Here is a 20,315-nt window from a genome sequence, read left to right on the forward strand (position 1 = left end):
AGCGGTCAGTGCGGCCGCGCGGCGGGCACGTGGAACGCGATCCACGCGTCCGGCGGCAGCTCCGGCCGGCCCGGCACCGGCCGGTGCTCCTCGGTCCAGGTGTCACCGGCCACCTCGCGGGCGACGCGGCGCCAGAAGCGTACGGCCGGGGCGTTGGCGTCCTGGAAGGCGATCTCCCACGGGCCGGGATGACGGGCGAGGACGTCCCGGACGGCCCGCAGTCCGACGCCCGCGCCGCGTGCTCCCCGTACGACGAAGAAGCTGTTCAGGATCCGGACCGGCCCGGCCAGACCCCGCACGAAGGCGAGGCCGACCGGACGCCCGTCGGCCGTCACCAGATAGGGCACCCGGTCGGCGTCGGTGAAGGCCGCTTCCAGCCGGTCGGTGCGGAACGTCCCGTCCGGACCGGGCGTCACGGAGCTGAACTCGGACATGTCGTGGCGGAACATCAGCCAGAGGTGGTCCATGAGGGGACGGTCGTCGGCTGTGGCGAGCCGTACGCGTACGTGTGAGTGGTGAGGCATGAAAAAAAGCCTCCCCGGCGGATGTGGTTCCGTGTCGGGAAGGCTTGAGGATTCGGTGACAGCTTATCAAGCGCTGACCGGAGAGCGACGATCGGGCCAACTCTTGGCAGGTACCTGACGGTCTGCCGCCGGTCGGCCCCATACTCGTCGCGTCCGGCCCGTCCCGGGCCCCGCCGACGCTTCAGGGAGCCTCCATGGCTGTACCGCCCGCCCCGACCCGCCGCCGCGCCCTCACCGTCACCCTCGCCACCGCCGCCACGGTGATCGCCGCTCCCGCCGGAGTGGCCGCCGCGTCCCCGGCCGCCGCCGTCGGCCGCTCGTCCCGGCCCCGCCCACGCGCCCGCCCCCTCCGCCACGCCCACGCGCACAACGACTACCTGCACCCGCGCCCCCTCCACGACGCCCTCGCGCACGGCTTCACCAGCGTCGAGGCGGACACCTTCCTGGTCGGCGGCGAGCTGCTCGTCGCCCACGACCCGGCCGGGCTCGACCCGCGACGGACCCTCGCCGGTCTCTACCTCGAACCGCTACGCGCTCTGGCCCGGGCTGGACACGGCAGCGTGCATCCGCACCACCGCCGGCCCCTGCAACTCCTCATCGACATCAAGGCCGACGGCGTCGCCGCCTACCGCGAGCTCGACCGGCAGCTCACCCGCTACGGCTCCCTGTTCACCCGCTACCACCACGGCCGCGTCCGCCCCGGAGCCGTCACCGCCGTCATCTCCGGCGACCGCGCCGCCCGCGTGCCGATGGAGGCCCAGCGCACCCGCCTCGCCTTCTACGACGGCCGCCTCGACGACCTCGGTACCGCATCGCCCGCCTTGTTCACGCCGCTGATCAGCGCGAACTGGACCCAGACCTTCAGCTGGCTCGGTGCCGGTCCCTTCCCCCGCGCCGAGCGCGACCGGCTCCGCACCCTCGTCGCCACCGCCCACCGCGAGGGCCGCCGCATCCGCTTCTGGGCCACCCCCGACCTGCCCGGGCCCGAGCGCGAGGCCGTCTGGAGCGAGCTCCTGGCCGCCGGGGCCGACCACCTCAACACCGACGACCTGGCCGGGCTCGAACGCTTCCTCCGCGCCCGTGCGGGCGCCGCCCCGACTCCGTAACCCCTCACCGCGCGGGAGTACCCGTTCGGCGGACACGCCAGTGCGCCGAACGGCCGCCTCGCTGCGCCACACTGGCGGCCGAAAGCCGCAAATCCGGCGCGGCGGAGGAGGTTGGCCATGGTCATTTCGATCTCACTGGTGCTGCTGCTGACGGTCCTGGCGGTGATCTTCCTGCGCAACGGCGGGCTGAAGCTCTCGCACGCGATCGTCTGTGCCCTGCTGGGCTTCCTGCTGGCCAGTACGAGCATGGCGCCGACCATCCACGACGGGATCGGCGCCACCGCCAACCTGGTCAGCGGCCTGCATCCCTGACCTGCTCCCGTTCGGGACCCGCATCCCTGACCTGGTCGGGACCGTCCACGCCGCGCCCGGCGATCCCGCACAATGGTCAGATGTCTTTCCCGCCCCCCGGACGGCACTCGGGCGCCGCCCACCACGAGTACTGCAACACCGGCCTCTGCTGCCGGTGCCAGATGCGTACCTGGACCACCAAGGCGGGCAACGAACGGCTCTGCGGGCCGTGCGCGGCCTGCTGCCAGGCGTGCGGCCGGGCGCCCGCGCCGCACCTGGACGGGCTCGACGGCGGGCTGTGCGCCGAGTGCCGCGGGCTCTGCGGCCGGTGCCACGCACAGAAACGGCCCGACGGAAGCTGCGCCTGCGACCGCTGGCGGGAGAACGCCAAGAGCAACCCGCGCGGGTACGTCCTCCAGGCGCTGCCGCAGCAGCTCCTCCAGGCCCTCGGCGGCCGGGTGCCGAGCACCGTCCACGACATGATCCACGACGAGCTGGCCCGCAATCGCACCGCCGGTCTCCTCCGTGAGCGCATCGAACGCCGCTGGAACCTGCGCTGGGCCCACGCCCTCAACGAGAAGGACGAGGACGGCCGCCGCCGGTGGAGCGCCCAGGACATCGCCGAGCAGCTGCTGATGCCCGGTTCCTGCCCCGACCCGGAGTGCGAGGACGGCTACCTCGCCACCACCGACGCCCCGTGCCCCCGCTGCCGGCAACCGCTGCACCGGTTCGTCACCTCGGTCGCCGACCACACCGCGACCCCGGAGCACGCCCATGCGGCGGCGGCCCGGATCCGGCGGGCGATGCGGGAGAACCGCTCGCACAAGAGGCCCCCGCCGCGCGGATAGCCGGGCGGGACGCGGCACGGTGTGGTGCGGGCGTTGCCGCGTGTGGCGTGGTGTTGCGGCGGTGTGTCAGGCCCGCGAATCCCTCCGGCTCTCCATGGACACTTCAAGGGGTGCGTCCTAACGTCGGGCGGCGGCGCGACCCCCGTCCGTAATCAAGGAGCCCGATGCCCCCGCCGTACCGCCGTACGCTCACCCGCGTCCTGGCCCTGACGCTCGCCGTCGCCTCCGTCACACTCCTGGGGCCGGTCGCCCCGGCGGCGGCCACCGAGATTCCCCGGGCTCCCGGCCACCGCCTGGTCGCCGACTACCAGGGGGCGCCTGCCACCGCCTCCCCGGTCCCGGGCGAGGCGCCTTCGCAGCACCCGTACCTCGCTCCCAACGGCCGCAGCGGTATGCACGCGGACGCGGCGGGCAGCGGTACGCACCCGTACTCCGGGCCGCTCGGCCGGAAGCCCGAGGTGGTGAGCGAGAAGATCGCACCGGTCGGCGGCGAGTGCGCCACCGCCACCTTCGACGCGGCCGGCCGGCTGATCACGGTCTGCGGGACCTTCACCGGCTTCCTGCTCAAGCTGCTGGACCCGCGCACGCTCGACACGCTGGCCGAGTACAAGCTGCCGCAGCGCTCGTCGACCGTGGAGGCGATCACCCGGCTCGACTTCTCCCGCATCTTCAAGGACACCTCGGGCGGCGCCTACTTCTACCTGGACGACCAGGACCGCGTCGTCCTCGCCGACTCCCGCCAGCACGTCCTGCGCATCGGCCACCGGCAGAGCGCCGACGGCCGCTGGGAGTTCGTCGTCGAGGACGACTGGGACCTCACCGGGCAGGTCCCGCACGACTGCGTCAGCTGGACCAACCTCTTCCCGAGCGGCACCTGCGACCCCGTCACCTCCGTGATGCCCGACTGGCAGGGCCGGATCTGGTGGGTCACCCGGCTCGGCCGGGTCGGCACGGTCGACCCGGAGACCTCCGTCATCCGCTCCGTCCGGCTGGCCGGTGAGGAGATCCAGAACTCCTTCTCCGTGGCCCGGGACGGCGTCTCCATCGTCTCCGACCACGCCCTGTACAGCTTCACCGCCGACCCCGACGGCACTCCGCGCATCCAGTGGCGCCAGACCTACGACCGCGGCACCGGCACCAAGCCCGGCTCGGTCAACCAGGGCTCGGGCACCACACCGGACCTCTTCGGCACCGGTGAGGAGTACGTGGCGATCACCGACAACGCGGACGACCGCATGAACGTCCTGGTCCACCGCCGGGGCGTCGACGTCCCCGCCGACCGCCGCCTCGTCTGCTCGGTCCCCGTGTTCGGCTCCGGGCGCTCCACCACCGACAACTCCCTCATCAGCTGGGGCAACAGCCTGGTGGTGGAGAACAACTACGGCTACGAGAACCCCACCTCCCTCCTCCTGGGCCGCAGCGTCGTCGGTGGCGTCACCCGTATCGACGTCCGCCCCGACGGCAGCGGCTGCGACACCGTGTGGGAGAGCGCCGTCCGCTCACCCTCCACCGTGCCCAAGCTCTCCACCGCCAACGGACTCCTCTACTTCTACGAGAAGGAGCCCAACGCCCTCGGCATCGACGCCTGGTACCTCACCCCCGTCGACTTCCGTACCGGCGAACGCCGTTGGCGCAAACTGACCGGCACCGGACCCGCGTACGACAACAACTGGGCGCCCATCACCATCGGTCCCGACGGGACGGCGTACGCGGGGGTCTTCAACGGCATCGTCGCGGTCCGCGACACCGGCTGATCCACGGGACGCAGAGGGCTGACGTCACGAGGAAGTGCACACCGGCGCACGTGGCGACCGGTGCGTACGGCCTATGCTCGCGGCCATGGAGCAACGGGAAGTCGTGAAGCGCGTGATCGGCATCCTCACAGAGGCGCGCGAAATGCAGCGCCTGCTGGAGGCGGACCTCGAACGGGAAGACCTGGACGCGGGAGCGGGCGCCGTCACGGCCCTGCTCAACGAGACGATGCCCCACATCGCCATCCCCGACGATTTCTCCGTCGAGGAGGTGGTGACCGTGGTCGGGCGTGAGGTGGGCGGCGCGGTCGAGCAGCTGGTGAGCGCCTTCACCCTCGCCTTCACGATGCTGGCGCAGGTGCACGACTCCGGGCAGACGGACGTCTCGTCGGCCGACGTCCTCCAGGACCTGGCGCTGCGCGTGGAGGCCGGCGGGCCCGAGGACGAGGACGACGGTCCGGTGATCTGAGCCGCCGTCGGCGGCCTCCTGCGTTCCGCGGTGCGCGTAGGCATAGTGGAGAGGGAGAAGCGTGAATCTCCTCGCGGTACGGAGGCAGCTGTGGGTAAGAGCACCGACCTGGCCCGCGCCAAGGCGCACCGGCTAAAGGGCATGAAGAAGGAGTCGGACGGCATCGCGCTCGGCGACGAGCGGATGAAGGCCGAGGGACGGCAGGAGCAGGAGGCGGCCCGCCGGGAGGAAGAGCGGGCCCGCGCCCTGCCGGAGGCCTCCGGCAGCTGAGCCGGCGGAGCGTCCGTACCGTCACATGCGGTACGGACGCTTCTTCGTGTGAGGGGGTGGCACTGGTGTGCCCCCTCAGCGCACCCGTGCCGCCGCCGTGACCGCGTCCACGATGTCCTTGTCCAGCGCCGCCCGGACCAGCGCGGCAGCGAACGTCGCGTCGTCGTGGTCCCGCGCGGCCTGTGCCAGCCTGGCGGGGGAGGTGGGCAGGCCCAGCTGCTCGGCGCCCTGGAGCGCCTTCGCTCCGAGCCAGGGGCCGGTCTCCGGCCAGAGGGACTGCACCTCGCGTACGAAGATGTCGGCGCCGGCCGGTCCGATGCCCGGGACGCGCTGGAGCCCCTCCATCAGGCGGTCCCGGTCGCCGTCGGCCTCCTCGCGGAGCCGGCGCAGGTCGCCCCGCCAGGTGTCCAGGACGAGCTGCGCGCCGTCGCCGAGCTGGGTGGCGGTGCGTTCGTCGTACCGCCGGTAGTGGCCCTCGCCCAGCGCGTCCACCCGCTGCTGCCAGGTCGCGTCCACCATGCGGCGCGGCGTGCGCATGCCGTGGCCGGAGAGGGCGCGGGCGGCCGCGACGGCAACCGAGGCGCGGATGCGGGCCGAGAGCAGCAGGCTCAGCACCAGGAGCTGGTAGAGGGGCTGCGGGGTGTCCTTCAGCCGGATGCCCGCCTCCTCGGCGTACGTCCGGCCGCACTCCTCCACCAGCGCGTCCACGATCCGGCGCGCCGGGGGCGGTTGCGTACCGCTCATGCCAGACCGAAGACCCGCGCGACGAAGAACCCGGCGACCAGCAGCGCCCCGAGCACGATCAGCCCGATCCAGACGGCCGGGTGCTCCCAGACACCTCCGTCCGGGCGCTCCTCGTGGGCTTCGCCGATGGAGCCCTCGGCGGGGGGCGTCTCTGTGGGGGGATTCAGGAGAACAGCCATGCCTCCAGAGTCCCCCTCTCCTCGCTCCGGCGCACGCCGGGCCTTTCCCGCCACCGGGGCAGGGCCGTACGGAGGCACCCCGGGGCGCGGAGCGCTGCGCGCGGGGGAAACGGGGCACGGTCAGAGGATGCCCGCCGTTTCCGCGCCCGTCATCAAGCTCGTGCAGCGCACCACCGAACCCGCGGGGGTCCAGACGCTCCGCTCGACCGCGGCCGCCGTCATCGCCTACTCCGTGGCCGTCTGGGCGCTGCCCGAACCGGCTCCGCTGACCGCACCCCTCACCGCGCTCCTGGTCGTGCAGGTGACCCTCTACGCGACCCTCACCACCGGCATCCGCCGCGTGAACTCGGTCATCGTCGGGGTGCTCATCGCCATCGCCTTCAGCTCCCTGGTGGGGCTGAGCTGGTGGAGCCTCGGGCTGACCATCTTCACCTCGCTGCTGATCGGGCGGCTGGTGCGGGTCAACGAGTTCGTTCCCGAGGTGGCGATCAGCGCGATGCTCGTCCTCGGCGTCTCCCAGGTCGCCGACACCGCCTGGGACCGGGTCTGGGAGACGCTCATCGGGGCGGTGGTCGGGCTGCTGTTCAACCTGGTCTTCGCGCCGCCGGTCTGGGTCGCTTCGGCGGGCACCTCCATCGGCTCGCTGGCCGGCCGGATGGGCACGATGCTCCGCAGCATGGGCGAGGAGGTGGTGGGCAACAACCCCGTCTCCCGGGCGGCGGCCCGGCTCCACGAGGCCCGCAGGCTCGACCACGACATCGTCGAGGTCGACGCCTCGCTCCGCCAGGCGGAGGAAAGTCTCACCCTCAACCCCAGGGTGAGACAAGGGCTGCTCTACCGGGTCGTCCTGCGCACCGGACTCGACACCCTGGAGATCTGCGCGGTCGTGCTGCGGGTCCTGTCCCGCACCCTCACCGACCTGGCGAAGGCCCGCACGGAGGAGACGCTGTTCCCGGCCGATGTGGCGGGCCTCCTCCAGGAGCTCTTCGGTCAGCTCGCCGACGCCATCGAGAGCTTCGCCGTTCTCGTCACCACACCGCTCGCCGCCGACGGCGAGGCGGCCGAGGACCGGCTCGCCGAGGCCCTCGCCCGCAGCCGCGCCACCCGCGACCGGGTGGCCGACCTGCTCCTGGAGGACGTCCAGGAGCACCCGCGCGAGTGGCAGCTGCACGGGGCCCTGCTCGCCGAGATCGACCGGGTGCTCGCCGAACTCGACATCGACGAGCGGACCAAGCGGCTGGGCGAGGAGCTGGACCGGCGCTCGTCCGAGGCCCATGAACGCCACCCGCGGCTCCGCGCGGCGGTGCGGCGGCTGAGCCGGACCGCCACGTGACCCGTGTCCGGCGGCGCGCGCGGGATGCGGAAGGCGCCGGTCACTGGTTCGCTGGGGGCAGTGGCCCGGTTTCTGTCCAGGAATGTGTCGAGGAGTGGTGATGAGCGGTTCGGATGAGCCCGCCGACCTGGCGCGGCAGATGCGTGAGAAGGCCCAGCAGCTCGCCGAGGCCGCGGAACGCGCGACAGACCCGCAGGAGCGCGAGCGGCTGGAGAAGAAGTCCCGGACGATCCGGGACCGGAGCGAGCAGCAGAGCGGGATGGCCGCGGGAGACATCTACCCGCAGAAGTAGACGCACGGTACGCAGCAGGGCGCCCGCCCCGGACCTCTTCCGGGGCGGGCGTCCCGTGTCCGTGCTCTCCCAGGCGTACGGAGGCGCTCACCCCGCCCACTTCAGCAGCCGCTCCACCGGCCAGGTGGTCACCACCCGGTCCGCCGGTACGCCGCACTCCTCGGCCCGCGCGCAGCCGTTGATCTGCCAGTCCAGCTGGCCGGGCGCGTGGGCGTCGGTGTCGATCGCGACGAGGGCGCCCGCCGCCACCGCCTTGCGCAGCAGGTGGCGCGGCGGGTCCAGCCGCTCCGGCCGGCAGTTGATCTCGACCGCCGTGCCCGCCTCGGCACAGGCCGCGAAGACCCGGTCCGCGTCGAACCGCGACTGCGGCCGGCCGCGCCCCGACAGCAGCCGGCCCGTGCAGTGGCCGAGAATGTTCGCCTGCGGATGGCGTACGGCCGCCTCCAGGCGCCGGGTCATCGGCGCCGCCTCCATCCGCAGCTTGGAGTGGACGGAGACCACCACCACGTCCAGCTGCTCCAGCAGCTCCGGTTCCTGGTCCAGCGAACCGTCCGGCAGGATGTCGCACTCGATCCCGGTCAGCAGCCGGAACGGCGCCCACTCCTCGTTGAGCCGTGCCACCACCGCCAGCTGCTCCCGCAGCCGCTCGGGCGACAGGCCGTTCGCCACCGTCAGCCGCGGCGAATGGTCGGTGAGCGCCGCCCACTCGTGCCCCAGCTCCGCCGCCGTGAGGCCCATCTCCACGATCGGGCTGCCACCGTCGGACCAGTCGGAGTGGAGATGGCAGTCGCCGCGCAGCCGGGACAGCAGCTTCCGGCCCTTCTCGGGGGCCGGTTCGGCGGCAGCCTCCTCCTCCAGCCGCTCCAGATAGCCGGGGACCTCGCCCGCCTGGGCCTCCCGGATCACCTGCGCGGTACGCGGACCGATCCCGGAGAGCCGCTCCAGGGTCCCGGCGGCCACCCGCTCGGCCGCCTCCCCCGCCTCCATCGCGTCCACCACCTCGGCGGCCGTCCGGAAGGCCTTCACCCGGTAGGTGGCGGCCTGCGAGCGCTCCAGCAGGAACGCGATACGCCGCAAAGCGGTGACGGGATCCATCGGCACCTCCACAGGGAACGTCGGCCGCCCCGCGGATCACGCCGTCCGGGCCGCCTGTCCCAGGATGGCCGCTGCGGGCCCCGGACGCCCACCGGGCGACCCGTCAGCCGGAGCCGGCCTGTCCCGGCTCCGCCACCCAGCGCCGGGTGGAGAAGTCGTAGTCGTGGACGGGCCGCCCGGGCGCCCCACTCGTCCGGAACGGTCGCCCGCCGTCGTCGATCCGTACCGTCCCGCTCCGGCCCCCGCTGCTCCACCGCAGCTCCGCGACCCAGTCGCAGTCGCAGCGGGCCGCCCGCGCGGTGACGAGGAGGACCTCCGGGTCCGAGGCCGAGACGCGGTACGGGAAGGAGACCGCAGGGATCGGCTCACCCGTGTCGTTCCCCGGTACGGACCGGGCCACGGGTCGCTCCACGTCGAGGTCGACGTCGAACATCCGCGGCGTGAGCGCTCCGCCGCACCCGGAGCTCATCCGGAGGACCCGCCCGTTCGCAGGCTCGCGCCGCTCGACGACCCGGACCCGCAGCGCCTCCAGCACCACCGCCCGCTCCTCCGTGCCCTGGAGGGTGATCCGTACGCCGGTCTCGCCCGCGTGCACCGCGCCGAGCGCCCGCGCCCAGGCCTCCGCGTCGGCCTCGGCGGGCGGGGCCGGGACCTCGGCCGCGGAACCGCCGACGAGGTAGGCGTGCCCGCAGCCGTACTTCCAGACGTGATCGTCGGTGGTCCAGGTGAACGGGGGAGCCACGGGCGGCGCCGGGGAGGGCTTTCCCTGGGGCAGCTCCGGTCGCGAGGGATCGCTGAAGGCCGCGCTCAGGGCGAGTGCCAGGGCGACGACGGCGACGCAGACGATGAGAGCGGGCACCCACCGGCGTACGGAGGAGGCGCGGGGAGCCGGGGCTGCGGGCAGGGGGCGCTTCTCGTCGGGGCTTACGGGAGTGGCGGCGGCGGGCAGAGGCTGCTTCTCGTCGGGGTGTACGGGGGTGGCGGCGGCCGGAACGGGTCCGCTGAGCTCTTCCGTACGCGGCGCGTCCGCGCCCGGCCGGGCCACCGCCGGCTCCTGGACCTCACCCGGCTGAACCACCCCCGCCTCCTGCCGCTCCACCCGTTCCGCGTCCGCGCGCAGCCACAGGCGGTGCAGGGCCTGCCGTTCCTCGCCCGTGCGGCCGCACAGCCGGGCCAGGCGCTCCACCGGGGCGAACTCCGCCGGGACCGTCCGGCCGGTGCAGTAGCGGTGGAGCGTCGAGGCGCTCACGCCGATGCGGCGGGCCAGGGCCGCGTACGTGCGGCCGGAGCTCTCCCGTAACTCCCGCAGCCGCTCCGCCAGCTCCTCCCGCGCGGAACCACCGCCCCCACCTGGCTCCGCACCGATTCCCCGCTCGCCGTCCGTGCGCCGCCGGCTGCTCATGCCCCGCTCGCCGCCCGCTTCCCGTCCGTCCGACAACCCGCTCGACCTCCCCCTGCCGTCCCAGGGGCGTTCCACCCCACCGTGAACACCCACGTCACCGGGGGTGGGACGGTTCCGTGCCGGGCGGAAACCGTGTCGTCCTTGTCGCCGGCCCGGCGCCCGCCCCAGGCTGGTGCCGTTCCACCCGACCGACTGCTCGACCACCTGAACGGGGATCACCACCATGCGCACCACCCGTACGATCCGCACCGCACTCGTGACCGCCGCCGCCGCGGGGCTCGCCGTCACGGCGCTGTCCACGGCACCCGCCTCCGCCGCGCCCGCCGCGCCCAAGTTCCTGGCCGCCGGGCAGTGGCCCGCCTCCCTCACGCCCTGGACCGCCGGTCCGGTGCAGAAGGGGCTGCCGGAGGACGGTTCCTTCTGCACGGCCGGAACCACGCCGGCCACGGGTACCCGCCACCGGGACTTCCGTACCGAGCTGGACACCGGCGCCCGGCAGACGATCACCGTCGCGCCCACCACCGCGAAGGCCAAGGCGCTCGCCGCCGAGCTGCGGACCGCGCTGGCGACCTGCCTGGAGCGGATGAAGGAGCAGGACCCGGGCATCGAGGGCGTCAGCAGGTACCACGGGCGGGTGAACGTGGAGGAGGGCGCGTACGTCTACAGCATCGACACGTCCTACCCGGAGGTCGGCTCCACCGACATCGGCCTCCACTCCGTCGGCCGCGACGGCCGCACGGTGACCGTTCTGGAGTGGGGACAGCTGGGTGACCTGGACGGCGCACCGCTGAAGGGGTTCAGGAAGACGACCGGCACCGCCGTCGCCAAGCTGTACTAGGCCGCGGACCGGCCGGCACGGGGTTCCGGCCGGTCCGCCGACGTGCGCGGCCCCCTCTGCCGGGAGCATCCTGGCTGTGTGACCCGGCACGATGCGACCCGGCCCACCCCGTCCCCCGGAAGCGGGGCCGCGGCCGGGCACGACGACGGCGGCCGAGTACCGGACGAGCTGTCCCTCGTACTCGCGCAGGGGGTCGTCAGCGCCGTCGAGTCCGCCGAGGGGTACGCGGGCGGCATCTACCTCCGCTCCGGGACGCCCGGCCTTCTGCGCCTCGCCGTGCTCGCCGGACTGCCGGGCCCGCTCTTCCGGCCCTGGTGGCGGATGCACGTGAACCGGCCGTTCCCGGTCTCCGAGGCCTACCGCACCGGCCGGCCCGTGCTGCTCGCCGACGCGGAGGAGGGCATGCGGCGGTTTCCCCAGCTGATGGCGGGGCTGCCGTTCCCGTTCGGATCGCTGTGGGTCCCGATCACCGGCCCGCAGGGCAGCATGGGCGTGATGGCCGTCCTGCGGCCCGCCACCCCGGGCGAGGAGATCGCTCCCGCCGACGGGGAGCGGCTGCTGCGCCTGGGCCGACGGCTCGGGGCCGCGCTCGCCGATCTGGAGTCGCGGTCCCTCCCGGTCGTCTGGGAGAAGGAGCCGATCCCCGTCCAGCTCCCGGCCGCCCCGGCGCCGCCCGTGCGGGTCGGCAGCTTCGACTGGGACCTGCACTCCGGCGGCCTCACCGCCGACGACGACCTGTGCGCGATCTTCGGCACCGCGCCGGAGGAGTTCCCCGGCACCGTCGACGCGCTCGCCGGACGCCTCGTACCGGAGGACGTGTACGGGCTCTGGGCGCTGGCCCGGCAGGCGGTGGAATCCGCCGATCCGGTGGTGCGGAGGATGCGGCTGCGCGGCCCCGACGGCCGCTACCACCTGCTGGAACTCTCCGGCCGCTGGACCCACCCGGACGGCGAGAGCGCGGAGAGCCATCTGACCGGCTTCGTCGTCGACTTCGGCGCGGGACCCGTCATCGCGGAGGCGGCGGACCGGCTGCCGCGGGGGATCGTCTCGCTGGACCGGATCGGGCGCATCACGTACGCCAACGCGCTCGCGGAGAAGCTGCTCGACCTCCCCCGCGCCGAGCTGGTGGGCCACGTCGTGTGGGAGGTGCTGCCGTGGTTCGGGCATCCGGCGTACGAGGACCACTGCCGGGCCGCCCTGATCTCCGACGAACCCGTCCACTTCCTCGCCCGGCGGGGCCCGTCGCGCTGGCTGTCGGTCTCGCTGTACCCGGGCCACGACGGGCTGAGCGCGGTGTTCCAGGCCACGGAACAGCCGGCGTACGCTCCCGGTTCGGTCACCGCGCCCGGTCTGGGCATCGGCTCCACCGCCGACCGCTCCTCCGCCCTCTACCGCCCGGTGGCCCTGGCGATCGCCCTCACCGAGGCGGTCACGGCCCGTCAGGTCTCCGCCGTGGTCACCGAGGAGCTGCTGCCCGCGTTCGGCGGCCGGCAGCTCGCCATCTACCTGCTGAGCGAGCGTCACCTCCACCTCGCCTGGGAGACCGGGTTCCCGAAAGGGTTCCTCGACCGTTTCGACGGGGTCGGGCTCGACGTCTCCATTCCTGGCGTGGAGACCCTGACCACCGGCCGGCCGATCTTCTTCGAGTCCATGCAGCGGCTGGCCGACGCCTACCCGGGCATCCCGATGGAGACCGACGTCGGCGCGCGCGCCTTCCTGCCGCTGATCGCCTCCGGACGGCCCGTCGGCTCGTGCATCCTCGGCTTCGACCGGCCGCGCGGGTTCAGCCCGGAGGAGCGCACCGTCCTGACCGCCCTCGCCGGACTCATCGCCCAGGCCCTGCAACGCGCGCAGCGGTACGACAGCGAGTCGGCGCTCGCCCGGGGGCTCCAGGACGCCCTGCTGCCGCACCGGCTGCCGGAGGCCGACGGGGTCGACACGCTCGGGCGCTATCTCTCCGGGACCCAGGACATGGAGGTGGGCGGCGACTGGTACGACGTCATCGAGACCGGCCACGAACTGGCCCTGGTCATCGGCGACGTCCAGGGACACGGTGTCGCGGCGGCCGCCACCATGGGGCAACTACGCAGTGCGGTAAGGGCGTTCGCGCTGAGCAACCACGATCCGCAGGAGGTGATGAGCGGCACCAACCGGCTGCTCATCGACCTGGACCCGGGACAGTTCGCCAGCTGCTGCTACATCGTCCTGGACCCGCTCACGGGACGCGCCCGTGCCGTACGGGCGGGCCATCCGCAGCCGGTGCTGCGGCACCCCGACGGCCGGACCGAGGTGCTGGACCTGCCCGGCGGCATCGTCCTCGGCGTCGACGGGCACGCGACGTACCCGGTCACCGAACTGCTGCTCGAACCGGGCGATGTGCTGGCCCTGTTCACCGACGGGCTCATCGAACGGCCCGGGACCGACATCGACGAGGGCATCGAGCGGCTGCGCTCCACGATCGCCGGGATCGGATCGGTCCCGCTGGCCCAGATCGCGAACCGGGTGATCGGCGAGGCCCGGCAGGCCACGGACCGGCCCGACGACATCGCGCTCCTGCTCGCGGCCCGCTGGACGCACCTTCCGGAGAAGCCGCAGCCGCCGTCCCGCGACGCCGCCCCGCCGGACCTGTGGCGGACGTTCCGCGGGCCGGGCCGGGGCGGCACCAGCGCCCCGGACCCGGCCTGACGGGCGACAGCCCCGTACGCCTCAGGCGTACGGGGCTCGGATCCGCGCGAGCACTCCCGGCTCAGACCTCCGCCGGCGGCCCGGCTCAGACCTCCGTGGCCCGCTCGGCCAGGGCGAAGGCGCCCGAGGCGTCCAGCATGCCCTCGCGCTCCACGACCTTGATCCGCTCACGGCCCTGGGCGACGCCGAGCGCCTGCTCGTGGGCGTCCAGCTTGTGCCAGCCCTCCCAGGTCGTGTAGCGGACGTTCCGGCTCTCCAGGAAGGCCTCCACGGCCTCCGGAGCGGGCGTCGCCGGCTCGGACAGGCGGCCGGCGGCGCGGTCCTCCAGGAGGCACGCGACCGTCTCGTTGGCGTCGCCCTTGGTGTGGCCGATCAGACCGATCGGGCCGCGCTTGATCCAGCCCGTGACGTAGACCGAGGCCATGTGCTCGTCGCCGGCGATGACGCGGCCCGCCTCGTGCGGGACCGTGCCGGAGGCCACGTCGAAGGGGAGCTTGGGCAGCTCCTCCGAGTAGTAGCCGACGGCCCGGTAGACGCTCTGCATGTCCCAGTCGGTGAACGTGCCGGTGCCCCGGACGTTGCCGGTGCCGTCCAGCTCGGTGCGCTCGGTGCGCAGCGCGGTGACCTTGCCGTCCTCGCCGAGGATCTCGACCGGCGACTCGAAGAAGTGCAGGAAGAGCTTGTGCGGGCGGTCGCCGACGTCGCGGATCGCCCAGTTCTCCAGGGTCTGCGCGACCATGTTGGCCTGCTTGTTCTCCCGCCGGGTGGCGATGGAGCCCTCGTCGTACTCGATGTCCTCGGGGTTGACGATGACCTCGATGTTGGGGGAGTGGTCCAGCTCCCGCAGCTCCATCGGGCTGAACTTGGCCTGCGCCGGGCCACGCCGCCCGAACACATGCACCTCCAGCGCCTTGTTCGCCTTGAGGCCCTGGTACACGTTGTCCGGGATCTCGGTGGGCAGCAGCTCGTCCGCCGTCTTGGCCAGCACGCGGGCCACGTCGAGCGCCACGTTGCCGACGCCGAGGACGGCGACCTTCTCCGCGGTGAGCGGCCAGGTGCGCGGGACCTCGGGGTGGCCGTCGTACCAGGAGACGAAGTCGGCCGCGCCGTAGGAGCCGTCGAGCTCCATGCCCGGGATGTCGAGGGCCCGGTCGGCCTCGGCGCCGGTCGAGAAGATCACCGCGTCGTAGAAGGACCGCAGGTCGTCCAGGTCGATGTCGTTCGGGTAGCTGACGTTGCCGAAGAGGCGGATCTGCGGCTTGTCCAGCACCTGGTGCAGCGCCTTGACGATGCCCTTGATCCGCGGGTGGTCGGGGGCCACGCCGTACCGGATCAGGCCGAAGGGCGCGGGCATGCGCTCGAACAGGTCGATCGAGACACCCGGGTCCTGGCAGACCTCGGATTTGAGCAGCGCGTCCGCAGCGTAGATACCGGCAGGGCCGGCTCCGACAATGGCGACGCGGACGGGGCGTGTCATGGCGTGGTGATCCTTAAGGCGGGCGAACGCGGGCAGGTACAGCGTACGTCGGAGGTAAGGGTTGGCTTACTAGTCTCCACCCCACACCGTAAGCCCTGGCCCCGCGAGGCCTCCGACCCGGCCTACGGAACCGCCCGATAAGTCCGTTTCTCCAGGTCGGTATGGGCGATTTTTGCTATTTAACCCTCTCCTCATCAAAGGGGTTATTGAGGGTTCTTGGGATCTTTTGGGTATGCCCATTCCGGCCACCCCCGCGCAAAGTGGTGAGCGTCACGCCCGGGGGTGCGGACGGGGAAGTGGAGGCCTCGGTTCCCTTCTGTGCGAAGAAAGTTGACACCGTGACGGAACCGGCGCGACCGGGAATTCCGGAATTCGATCATGCGGAGAAAGAAGATCCGGAATTCAGGGCTTGTTCTGCCCGATGTTTTTCGCCTACGGTCACGGTCAATCCGGATGGAACGCCGAATCCTGCCGCCGTCCGGGAATCCGCAACCCACTCACGTACGGCAGGAGCGGGGGACCCAGGTAAGCCGCCGATCCGGTATCCGGAACGGCTAGGGGTGAAGTCGCACGACCGTGCGGCCAGACATCTCCCGTCTGAACCCGACAGCTCACCTCGTAGGCGCCGGAGAGGAAATTCCCCATGCCCGCACAGGGTAAGCACCGCCGTCCCAAGTCCGTCTCGCTGAGCCGTGGCATCGCCGCCGTGACCACGGGTGGAGCCGTTCTGGCCCTCCCGGTGCTCGGCGCCACCACCGCCTCCGCCGCTCCCGCGCACTCCATCGCCGCGGAAAAGGCGGTCGCCCCCGTCTCCGTGACCGCCCAGGTGAATTCCGTGACGAAGGCGGCGCCCGCCGAGCATTCCGTGGTGTCCGGCGAAACGCTTTCCAAGATCGCCCGCGAGTATTCCGTCAGCGGCGGCTGGAAGAAGCTGTACGAAGGCAACCGCAAGGTCGTCGGCGAGAACCCGAACCTTATTCACCCGGGTATCACGCTGACCATCGGCGCCAAGGCTGCCGCCCCGTCAGACGCCAAGGCAGGCAAGGCTGCCAAGGCCGCCCCGGCCGCCGAGCGCACCGCCACGGCGGAGCGCGCCGACCGCTCGGAGCGCACCACGGCCGCGCCTGCCGCCGCCCCGGCCGCCGCCGCTCCCGCCACGTACACCAACGACCTCGATGGCTGGATCAAGGAGTCGCTGGCGGTCATGGCCCAGCACGGCATCCCCGGCAGCTACGAGGGCATCCACCGCAACATCATCCGCGAGTCCTCGGGCAACCCGAACGCCATCAACAACTGGGACTCCAACGCGGTCAAGGGCACCCCGTCCAAGGGGCTGCTCCAGGTCATCGACCCGACCTTCCAGGCCTACCACGTGCCCGGTACCTCGACCGACAGCTACGACCCGGTCGCCAACATCACCGCCGCGTGCAACTACGCCGCGGACCGGTACGGCTCGATCGACAACGTCTTCGGCGCCTACTGATCCCGTACGCGCTCACGCCGAGGGGCCCCGGACCACCTGGTCCGGGGCCCCTCGGCGTACCGGGAAGTTACCCCCAAGTTTCTAGTGACTTACCACCCGATCGACAGTAGAACCTGTTGCACTCATCGAGAGTGAGGTAAGTCACATGAACGACTTCATCCTGCACGAAGGCGCTCACAGAGGCGTCTCCCGTCGAAGGTTCATCACAGGAACAGGTTCTCTTCTTGGCGTCGCGGCGCTCGCCGGACCCACCACACCGGTCTGGGCCACGCCCCGGGCATCAGCTGCCCCGATCGGATCCGGCGCCCATGTGCCGGTGCTGGTCATCGGCACCGGATACGGCGGCTCGGTCGCCGCCCTCCGGCTCGCCCAGGCGGGCACCGACGTCCACATGGTCGAGATGGGCATGGCCTGGGACACCCCCGGCGCCGACGGCAAGATCTTCGCCAACACCACCAAGCCGGACGACCGTTCCTTCTGGCTGCGGACCCGGACCAAGCAGCCGCTGAGCAACTTCCTCGGCTTCCCGATCGACAAGAACGTCAACCGCTACACCGGGATCCTGGACGCCGAGGAGTTCGCCGGCATCACCATCTACCAGGGGCGTGGCGTCGGCGGCGGCTCGCTGGTCAACGGCGGCATGGCCGTCACGCCCAAGCGGGAGAACTTCGCCACCATCCTCCCGTCGGTGAACGCCGCCGAGATGTACAGCACCTACTACCCGCGCGCCAACGCGGACCTCGGCGTCACCACCATCGACCCGGCCTGGTTCGACTCCGTCGACTGCTACCAGTACGGCCGGGTCGGCCGGAAGCACGCGCAGCGCTCGGGCTTCCCGTTCCTCTTCGTGCCCGCCGTGTACGACTGGGACTACATGAAGCAGGAGGCGGCCGGGACCGTACCGAAGTCCGCGCTGGACGCCGAGATCCTCTACGGCAACAACTACGGCAAGAAGTCGCTCCAGAAGACCTACATCGACCGGATCAAGGCCACCGGCCGGGTCACCATCACCCCGCTCCACAAGGTCACCCGCGTCTCCCCGGCCTCCGGCGGCGGCTACACGGTCCTCATCGACCAGCTGGACACCACCGGCCGGACCACCGTCACCAAGACCGTCACGGCGGACCGGGTCTTCTTCGCGGCGGGCAGCGTCGGCACCAGCAAGCTGCTCGTCGGCCTGAAGGCGACCGGGGCGCTGCCCGGCCTCAACAGCGAGGTCGGCAAGGGCTGGGGCGACAACGGCAACGTCATGTGCGGCCGGGCCAACCACCTCTGGGACCCGACGGGGAAGGTGCAGTCCTCCATCCCCACCGGCGGCATCGACAACTGGGACGCCGGCGGAGCCTTCGCCGAGGTCGCCCCGCTGCCCACCGGGATCGAGACCTGGGCCTCGTTCTACCTCTCCATCACCAAGAACCCGCACCGCGCCGAGTTCAGCTGGAACGCGGCGGCGGGCAGGGCCGAGCTGAACTGGCAGACGGCGTGGAAGCAGCCGTCCATCGACGCCGCGAAGACCATCTTCGACAAGATCAACAAGAAGGAGGGGACGATCTACCGCACGGACCTCTTCGGGACCTACAAGATCTGGGGCGACCACCTCACGTACCACCCGCTGGGTGGCGCGGTCCTGAACAAGGCCACCGACAACTACGGTCGGCTGCACGGCTACCCGGGCCTGTACGTCATCGACGGCGCCCTGATCCCGGGCAACGTCAGCGTCAACCCGTTCGTCACGATCACCGCGCTCGCCGAGCGCAACATCGAGCGGATCATCGCCACCGATCTGCGCCGCTGATCCACCGGGCGTACCGATCTGCGCCGCTGATCCACCGGGTGTACGGAGAGCCCGGGGCCGGGAGTGCCAACCCGGCGGCCCCGGACTCCGTCAGTGACCCGGCAGCACGCACACCGCGTCGATCCCCAGCACATGGTTGAGCCGCCCGAACGCCAGCCACGAGCCGATGCTCATCGACAGCTCCACGATCTCCACCTGGCTGTAGTGCGCGGTCATCCGCTTCCAGAAGGCGTCGTCGAGACCGTGGTGGTCCAGCGCGTACCGCTCCGCGTACTCCGCCGCCAGCCGCGTCCGCTCGTCGAAGGCGTCCGTCGTACGCCACTCGGTCACCGCCTGCGCGAACTCCTCCTCGACCTTCGCGCCGTCCCGCTCGGTCCGCCAGTCCAGGCAGAACAGGCACCCGTTGATCTGCGCGATCCGCAGCCGCGCCGCCTCGAACTCCCGCAGGCCCAGCGTCGTGTGCTCGTACACGGACATCGAGAAGGTGGCGGCGGCCATGCCGATGCCGGGGACCATCTCCCCCCACACGTAACCGATGGGCTCCTGGCCCTCCGGAATGTCGATGATCATGCCGTTCTCCTTCCCAGCCTGCCGACAGCGGGCCGCAGCGGGACGTCCAGTGCGTCGTACAGGCCCGGCTTGGCGTCCACCAGCCAGTCGATCGCCGAGACGAGCCGCCCGACCGCCGTGGCGTTCCCGCCCGCCGACCGGTTCTCGCCCTCGTCGGACGCCTCGACCGTCACCTCGATACGGGGACGGCCCTCGATCACCACCCGGTGCGCGCCCACCCCGTCGGGCGGCGATGGCCAGTCCGGTGCGCACGAGGGATGGATACGGGTGATGTGCTCGATGACGATGCGGGGCTCGCCGCCCACGATGCCCTGCACCTCGAACCGCACCGCGCCCTGGGTACCCGCCGCGAACTCGCCCATCGTGCGCGTGGTCACGGTCGTCTCCAACGCCCGGCGGTCCAACGTCTCGCGGATCTCGTCGAGTTCGACGCCGAGCGCCCGGGCCATCAGCCGTATCTGACCGCCCCACACCATCGTCGGAACGCTCTCGGCGAGCATGAGCGGCTGGTAGTCCAACGGGTGGCCCATGCCGATCAGATGGCGTACCGAATCCTCCTGCTCGTACGTGGAGTAGTCGAAGATCTCCTGGCAGCGGATCACGTCCACCTCGGTGCCCAGTCCGCTCACCAGCAGCGGCAGGACGTCGTTGCCCCAGCCGGGGTCGACCCCGGAGACGAAGAGCGAGCCGCCGCCGTCGCCGATGGCGGCCAGGACGGGGTCCCGCAGCTCGGGCGGGGCGTTGCGCTGGTCATAGAGGGGATAGAGGGAGGGCGTGACGACGACCGCTCCGGCGCGGATCGCCCGGCCGATGTCGGTCAGCGCGTCGTCGGGCCGGATGTCGCCGGAGGCCGCGTAGACTACCGCGCGCGGCCGGCCGGCCAGGACGGCGGCGATGTCGTCGGTGGCCGCGACGCCGAGCGTGCGGCCGAGCCCGCCCAACTCGCCCGCGTCCCGGCCGACCTTGGCGGGATCGTGGACGAGGACGGCGGTGAGTGTCAGTGCCGGATGGGCCTCGACGGCGCGGATCGCCGCGCGGCCGACGTTGCCGGTACCCCAGACAACCGTGGGAATCATGCGCGGAGGGTAGCGGCCGGACCTCGCACTTCCCAGAGCCGTGGCGAGGAAAAATGGGTGTTCCCGGGCCGGCGGGTGAACCGCCGG

20 protein-coding genes and 1 riboswitch are annotated in these 20,315 nt (G+C 72.1%); of the genes, 12 read left to right on the forward strand and 8 right to left on the reverse strand.

The window, feature by feature from the left end:
* Window positions 1-5 precede the first annotated feature (5 nt).
* Window positions 6-524: a GNAT family N-acetyltransferase gene (locus ACQP09_RS32585; protein ID WP_433406223.1), complete on the reverse strand. Its 519-nt coding sequence runs from the start codon at window positions 522-524 to the stop codon at window positions 6-8.
* 194 nt (window positions 525-718) lie between these two features.
* On the opposite strand from ACQP09_RS32585, the gene ACQP09_RS32590 reads away from it, so the two are divergent.
* From ACQP09_RS32590 to ACQP09_RS32615, 6 genes are all read left to right on the forward strand, one after another.
* A complete protein-coding gene (locus tag ACQP09_RS32590; RefSeq protein WP_433406224.1) occupies window positions 719-1,630 on the forward strand; it encodes a phosphatidylinositol-specific phospholipase C/glycerophosphodiester phosphodiesterase family protein in 912 nt (303 codons plus the stop codon).
* A gap of 117 nt (window positions 1,631-1,747) precedes the next feature.
* Window positions 1,748-1,942 (forward strand): hypothetical protein, encoded by a 195-nt coding sequence (locus ACQP09_RS32595; protein ID WP_015613051.1) that lies wholly within the window; start codon window positions 1,748-1,750, stop codon window positions 1,940-1,942.
* A gap of 80 nt (window positions 1,943-2,022) precedes the next feature.
* The gene (locus ACQP09_RS32600; RefSeq protein WP_433406225.1) at window positions 2,023-2,769 is read left to right on the forward strand and encodes a hypothetical protein; all 747 of its coding nucleotides are present in this window, start codon (window positions 2,023-2,025) and stop codon (window positions 2,767-2,769) included.
* 164 nt (window positions 2,770-2,933) lie between these two features.
* Window positions 2,934-4,523 carry a hypothetical protein gene (locus ACQP09_RS32605; protein WP_433406226.1) on the forward strand — a complete coding sequence of 530 codons (1,590 nt, stop codon included), beginning with the start codon at window positions 2,934-2,936 and terminating at the stop codon, window positions 4,521-4,523.
* Window positions 4,524-4,596: 73 nt separating this feature from the next.
* Entirely contained in the window at window positions 4,597-4,989 is a 393-nt protein-coding gene (locus ACQP09_RS32610) for a hypothetical protein (protein WP_093687870.1), read from the forward strand.
* 90 nt (window positions 4,990-5,079) lie between these two features.
* Window positions 5,080-5,259 carry a hypothetical protein gene (locus tag ACQP09_RS32615; RefSeq protein ID WP_432149518.1) on the forward strand — a complete coding sequence of 60 codons (180 nt, stop codon included), beginning with the start codon at window positions 5,080-5,082 and terminating at the stop codon, window positions 5,257-5,259.
* Window positions 5,260-5,334: 75 nt separating this feature from the next.
* Here ACQP09_RS32615 and ACQP09_RS32620 read toward each other — a convergent pair whose 3' ends face one another.
* Complete coding sequence (locus ACQP09_RS32620) at window positions 5,335-6,003, reverse strand: endonuclease (RefSeq protein WP_433406228.1); 669 nt, start codon at window positions 6,001-6,003, stop codon at window positions 5,335-5,337.
* Window positions 6,000-6,182, reverse strand: a complete 183-nt coding sequence (locus ACQP09_RS32625) for a DUF6480 family protein (protein WP_432149520.1) — start codon at window positions 6,180-6,182, stop codon at window positions 6,000-6,002. Before ACQP09_RS32625 ends, ACQP09_RS32620 begins: the two co-directional genes overlap by 4 nt.
* 127 nt (window positions 6,183-6,309) lie before the next feature.
* Here ACQP09_RS32625 and ACQP09_RS32630 point away from each other — a divergent pair, with 127 nt between their 5' ends.
* Together ACQP09_RS32630 and ACQP09_RS32635 are read left to right on the forward strand one after the other, a co-directional pair.
* On the forward strand, window positions 6,310-7,515 hold the full coding sequence (locus tag ACQP09_RS32630) for an FUSC family protein (RefSeq protein WP_433406229.1): 1,206 nt from the start codon (window positions 6,310-6,312) through the stop codon (window positions 7,513-7,515).
* Window positions 7,516-7,615: 100 nt separating this feature from the next.
* Window positions 7,616-7,807, forward strand: coding sequence for a DUF6381 family protein (locus tag ACQP09_RS32635; protein WP_356753327.1), 192 nt, complete (start codon window positions 7,616-7,618; stop codon window positions 7,805-7,807).
* An 87-nt stretch (window positions 7,808-7,894) separates the two neighbouring features.
* On the opposite strand, the gene ACQP09_RS32640 is transcribed toward ACQP09_RS32635, so the two are convergent.
* The gene (locus tag ACQP09_RS32640; RefSeq protein ID WP_433406230.1) at window positions 7,895-8,902 is read right to left on the reverse strand and encodes a PHP domain-containing protein; all 1,008 of its coding nucleotides are present in this window, start codon (window positions 8,900-8,902) and stop codon (window positions 7,895-7,897) included.
* 103 nt (window positions 8,903-9,005) lie between these two features.
* Window positions 9,006-10,304 carry a helix-turn-helix domain-containing protein gene (locus ACQP09_RS32645; RefSeq protein WP_433406231.1) on the reverse strand — a complete coding sequence of 433 codons (1,299 nt, stop codon included), beginning with the start codon at window positions 10,302-10,304 and terminating at the stop codon, window positions 9,006-9,008.
* A 223-nt stretch (window positions 10,305-10,527) separates the two neighbouring features.
* On the opposite strand from ACQP09_RS32645, the gene ACQP09_RS32650 reads away from it, so the two are divergent.
* Both ACQP09_RS32650 and ACQP09_RS32655 read left to right on the forward strand, forming a co-directional pair.
* Window positions 10,528-11,142, forward strand: a complete 615-nt coding sequence (locus tag ACQP09_RS32650) for a hypothetical protein (protein WP_433406232.1) — start codon at window positions 10,528-10,530, stop codon at window positions 11,140-11,142.
* 78 nt (window positions 11,143-11,220) lie between these two features.
* Window positions 11,221-13,827 carry a SpoIIE family protein phosphatase gene (locus tag ACQP09_RS32655; protein WP_433406233.1) on the forward strand — a complete coding sequence of 869 codons (2,607 nt, stop codon included), beginning with the start codon at window positions 11,221-11,223 and terminating at the stop codon, window positions 13,825-13,827.
* Between the two features lie 85 nt (window positions 13,828-13,912).
* Here ACQP09_RS32655 and ACQP09_RS32660 read toward each other — a convergent pair whose 3' ends face one another.
* Window positions 13,913-15,304 carry an FAD-dependent oxidoreductase gene (locus ACQP09_RS32660; RefSeq protein ID WP_432149526.1) on the reverse strand — a complete coding sequence of 464 codons (1,392 nt, stop codon included), beginning with the start codon at window positions 15,302-15,304 and terminating at the stop codon, window positions 13,913-13,915.
* A 480-nt stretch (window positions 15,305-15,784) separates the two neighbouring features.
* A riboswitch (cyclic di-AMP (ydaO/yuaA leader) is annotated at window positions 15,785-15,944 on the forward strand.
* Between the two features lie 3 nt (window positions 15,945-15,947).
* Between ACQP09_RS32660 and ACQP09_RS32665 the strand changes: the two genes are divergently transcribed.
* Together ACQP09_RS32665 and ACQP09_RS32670 are read left to right on the forward strand one after the other, a co-directional pair.
* Window positions 15,948-16,787 carry a transglycosylase SLT domain-containing protein gene (locus tag ACQP09_RS32665; protein WP_433406234.1) on the forward strand — a complete coding sequence of 280 codons (840 nt, stop codon included), beginning with the start codon at window positions 15,948-15,950 and terminating at the stop codon, window positions 16,785-16,787.
* Window positions 16,788-16,932: 145 nt separating this feature from the next.
* Window positions 16,933-18,582, forward strand: a complete 1,650-nt coding sequence (locus ACQP09_RS32670; protein ID WP_433406235.1) for a GMC oxidoreductase — start codon at window positions 16,933-16,935, stop codon at window positions 18,580-18,582.
* Window positions 18,583-18,672: 90 nt separating this feature from the next.
* Here the strand turns inward: ACQP09_RS32670 and ACQP09_RS32675 are convergent, their stop codons facing one another.
* Complete coding sequence (locus ACQP09_RS32675; RefSeq protein ID WP_433406236.1) at window positions 18,673-19,152, reverse strand: carboxymuconolactone decarboxylase family protein; 480 nt, start codon at window positions 19,150-19,152, stop codon at window positions 18,673-18,675.
* Window positions 19,149-20,228, reverse strand: coding sequence for an NAD(P)H-dependent amine dehydrogenase family protein (locus tag ACQP09_RS32680; protein WP_433406237.1), 1,080 nt, complete (start codon window positions 20,226-20,228; stop codon window positions 19,149-19,151). Before ACQP09_RS32680 ends, ACQP09_RS32675 begins: the two co-directional genes overlap by 4 nt.
* Window positions 20,229-20,315: the final 87 nt, after the last annotated feature.

It is taken from the genome of Streptomyces sp. CA-146814 (genome assembly GCF_050942385.1).
Lineage (GTDB): Bacteria > Actinomycetota > Actinomycetes > Streptomycetales > Streptomycetaceae > Streptomyces.

Bases quoted from the DNA above. Each gene is read 5' to 3' on its own strand.
- ACQP09_RS32675 (WP_433406236.1), bottom strand. From the start codon at position 19,152: ATGATCATCGACATTCCGGAGGGCCAGGAGCCCATCGGTTACGTGTGG.
- ACQP09_RS32630 (WP_433406229.1), top strand. From the start codon at position 6,310: ATGCCCGCCGTTTCCGCGCCCGTCATCAAGCTCGTGCAGCGCACCACC.
- ACQP09_RS32610 (WP_093687870.1), top strand. From the start codon at position 4,597: ATGCTCGCGGCCATGGAGCAACGGGAAGTCGTGAAGCGCGTGATCGGC.
- ACQP09_RS32635 (WP_356753327.1), top strand. From the start codon at position 7,616: ATGAGCGGTTCGGATGAGCCCGCCGACCTGGCGCGGCAGATGCGTGAG.
- ACQP09_RS32620 (WP_433406228.1), bottom strand. From the start codon at position 6,003: ATGAGCGGTACGCAACCGCCCCCGGCGCGCCGGATCGTGGACGCGCTG.
- ACQP09_RS32665 (WP_433406234.1), top strand. From the start codon at position 15,948: ATGCCCGCACAGGGTAAGCACCGCCGTCCCAAGTCCGTCTCGCTGAGC.
- ACQP09_RS32595 (WP_015613051.1), top strand. From the start codon at position 1,748: ATGGTCATTTCGATCTCACTGGTGCTGCTGCTGACGGTCCTGGCGGTG.
- ACQP09_RS32670 (WP_433406235.1), top strand. From the start codon at position 16,933: ATGAACGACTTCATCCTGCACGAAGGCGCTCACAGAGGCGTCTCCCGT.
- ACQP09_RS32625 (WP_432149520.1), bottom strand. From the start codon at position 6,182: ATGGCTGTTCTCCTGAATCCCCCCACAGAGACGCCCCCCGCCGAGGGC.
- ACQP09_RS32605 (WP_433406226.1), top strand. From the start codon at position 2,934: ATGCCCCCGCCGTACCGCCGTACGCTCACCCGCGTCCTGGCCCTGACG.
- ACQP09_RS32650 (WP_433406232.1), top strand. From the start codon at position 10,528: ATGCGCACCACCCGTACGATCCGCACCGCACTCGTGACCGCCGCCGCC.
- ACQP09_RS32590 (WP_433406224.1), top strand. From the start codon at position 719: ATGGCTGTACCGCCCGCCCCGACCCGCCGCCGCGCCCTCACCGTCACC.
- ACQP09_RS32640 (WP_433406230.1), bottom strand. From the start codon at position 8,902: ATGGATCCCGTCACCGCTTTGCGGCGTATCGCGTTCCTGCTGGAGCGC.
- ACQP09_RS32585 (WP_433406223.1), bottom strand. From the start codon at position 524: ATGCCTCACCACTCACACGTACGCGTACGGCTCGCCACAGCCGACGAC.
- ACQP09_RS32600 (WP_433406225.1), top strand. From the start codon at position 2,023: ATGTCTTTCCCGCCCCCCGGACGGCACTCGGGCGCCGCCCACCACGAG.
- ACQP09_RS32680 (WP_433406237.1), bottom strand. From the start codon at position 20,228: ATGATTCCCACGGTTGTCTGGGGTACCGGCAACGTCGGCCGCGCGGCG.
- ACQP09_RS32645 (WP_433406231.1), bottom strand. From the start codon at position 10,304: ATGAGCAGCCGGCGGCGCACGGACGGCGAGCGGGGAATCGGTGCGGAG.
- ACQP09_RS32660 (WP_432149526.1), bottom strand. From the start codon at position 15,304: ATGACACGCCCCGTCCGCGTCGCCATTGTCGGAGCCGGCCCTGCCGGT.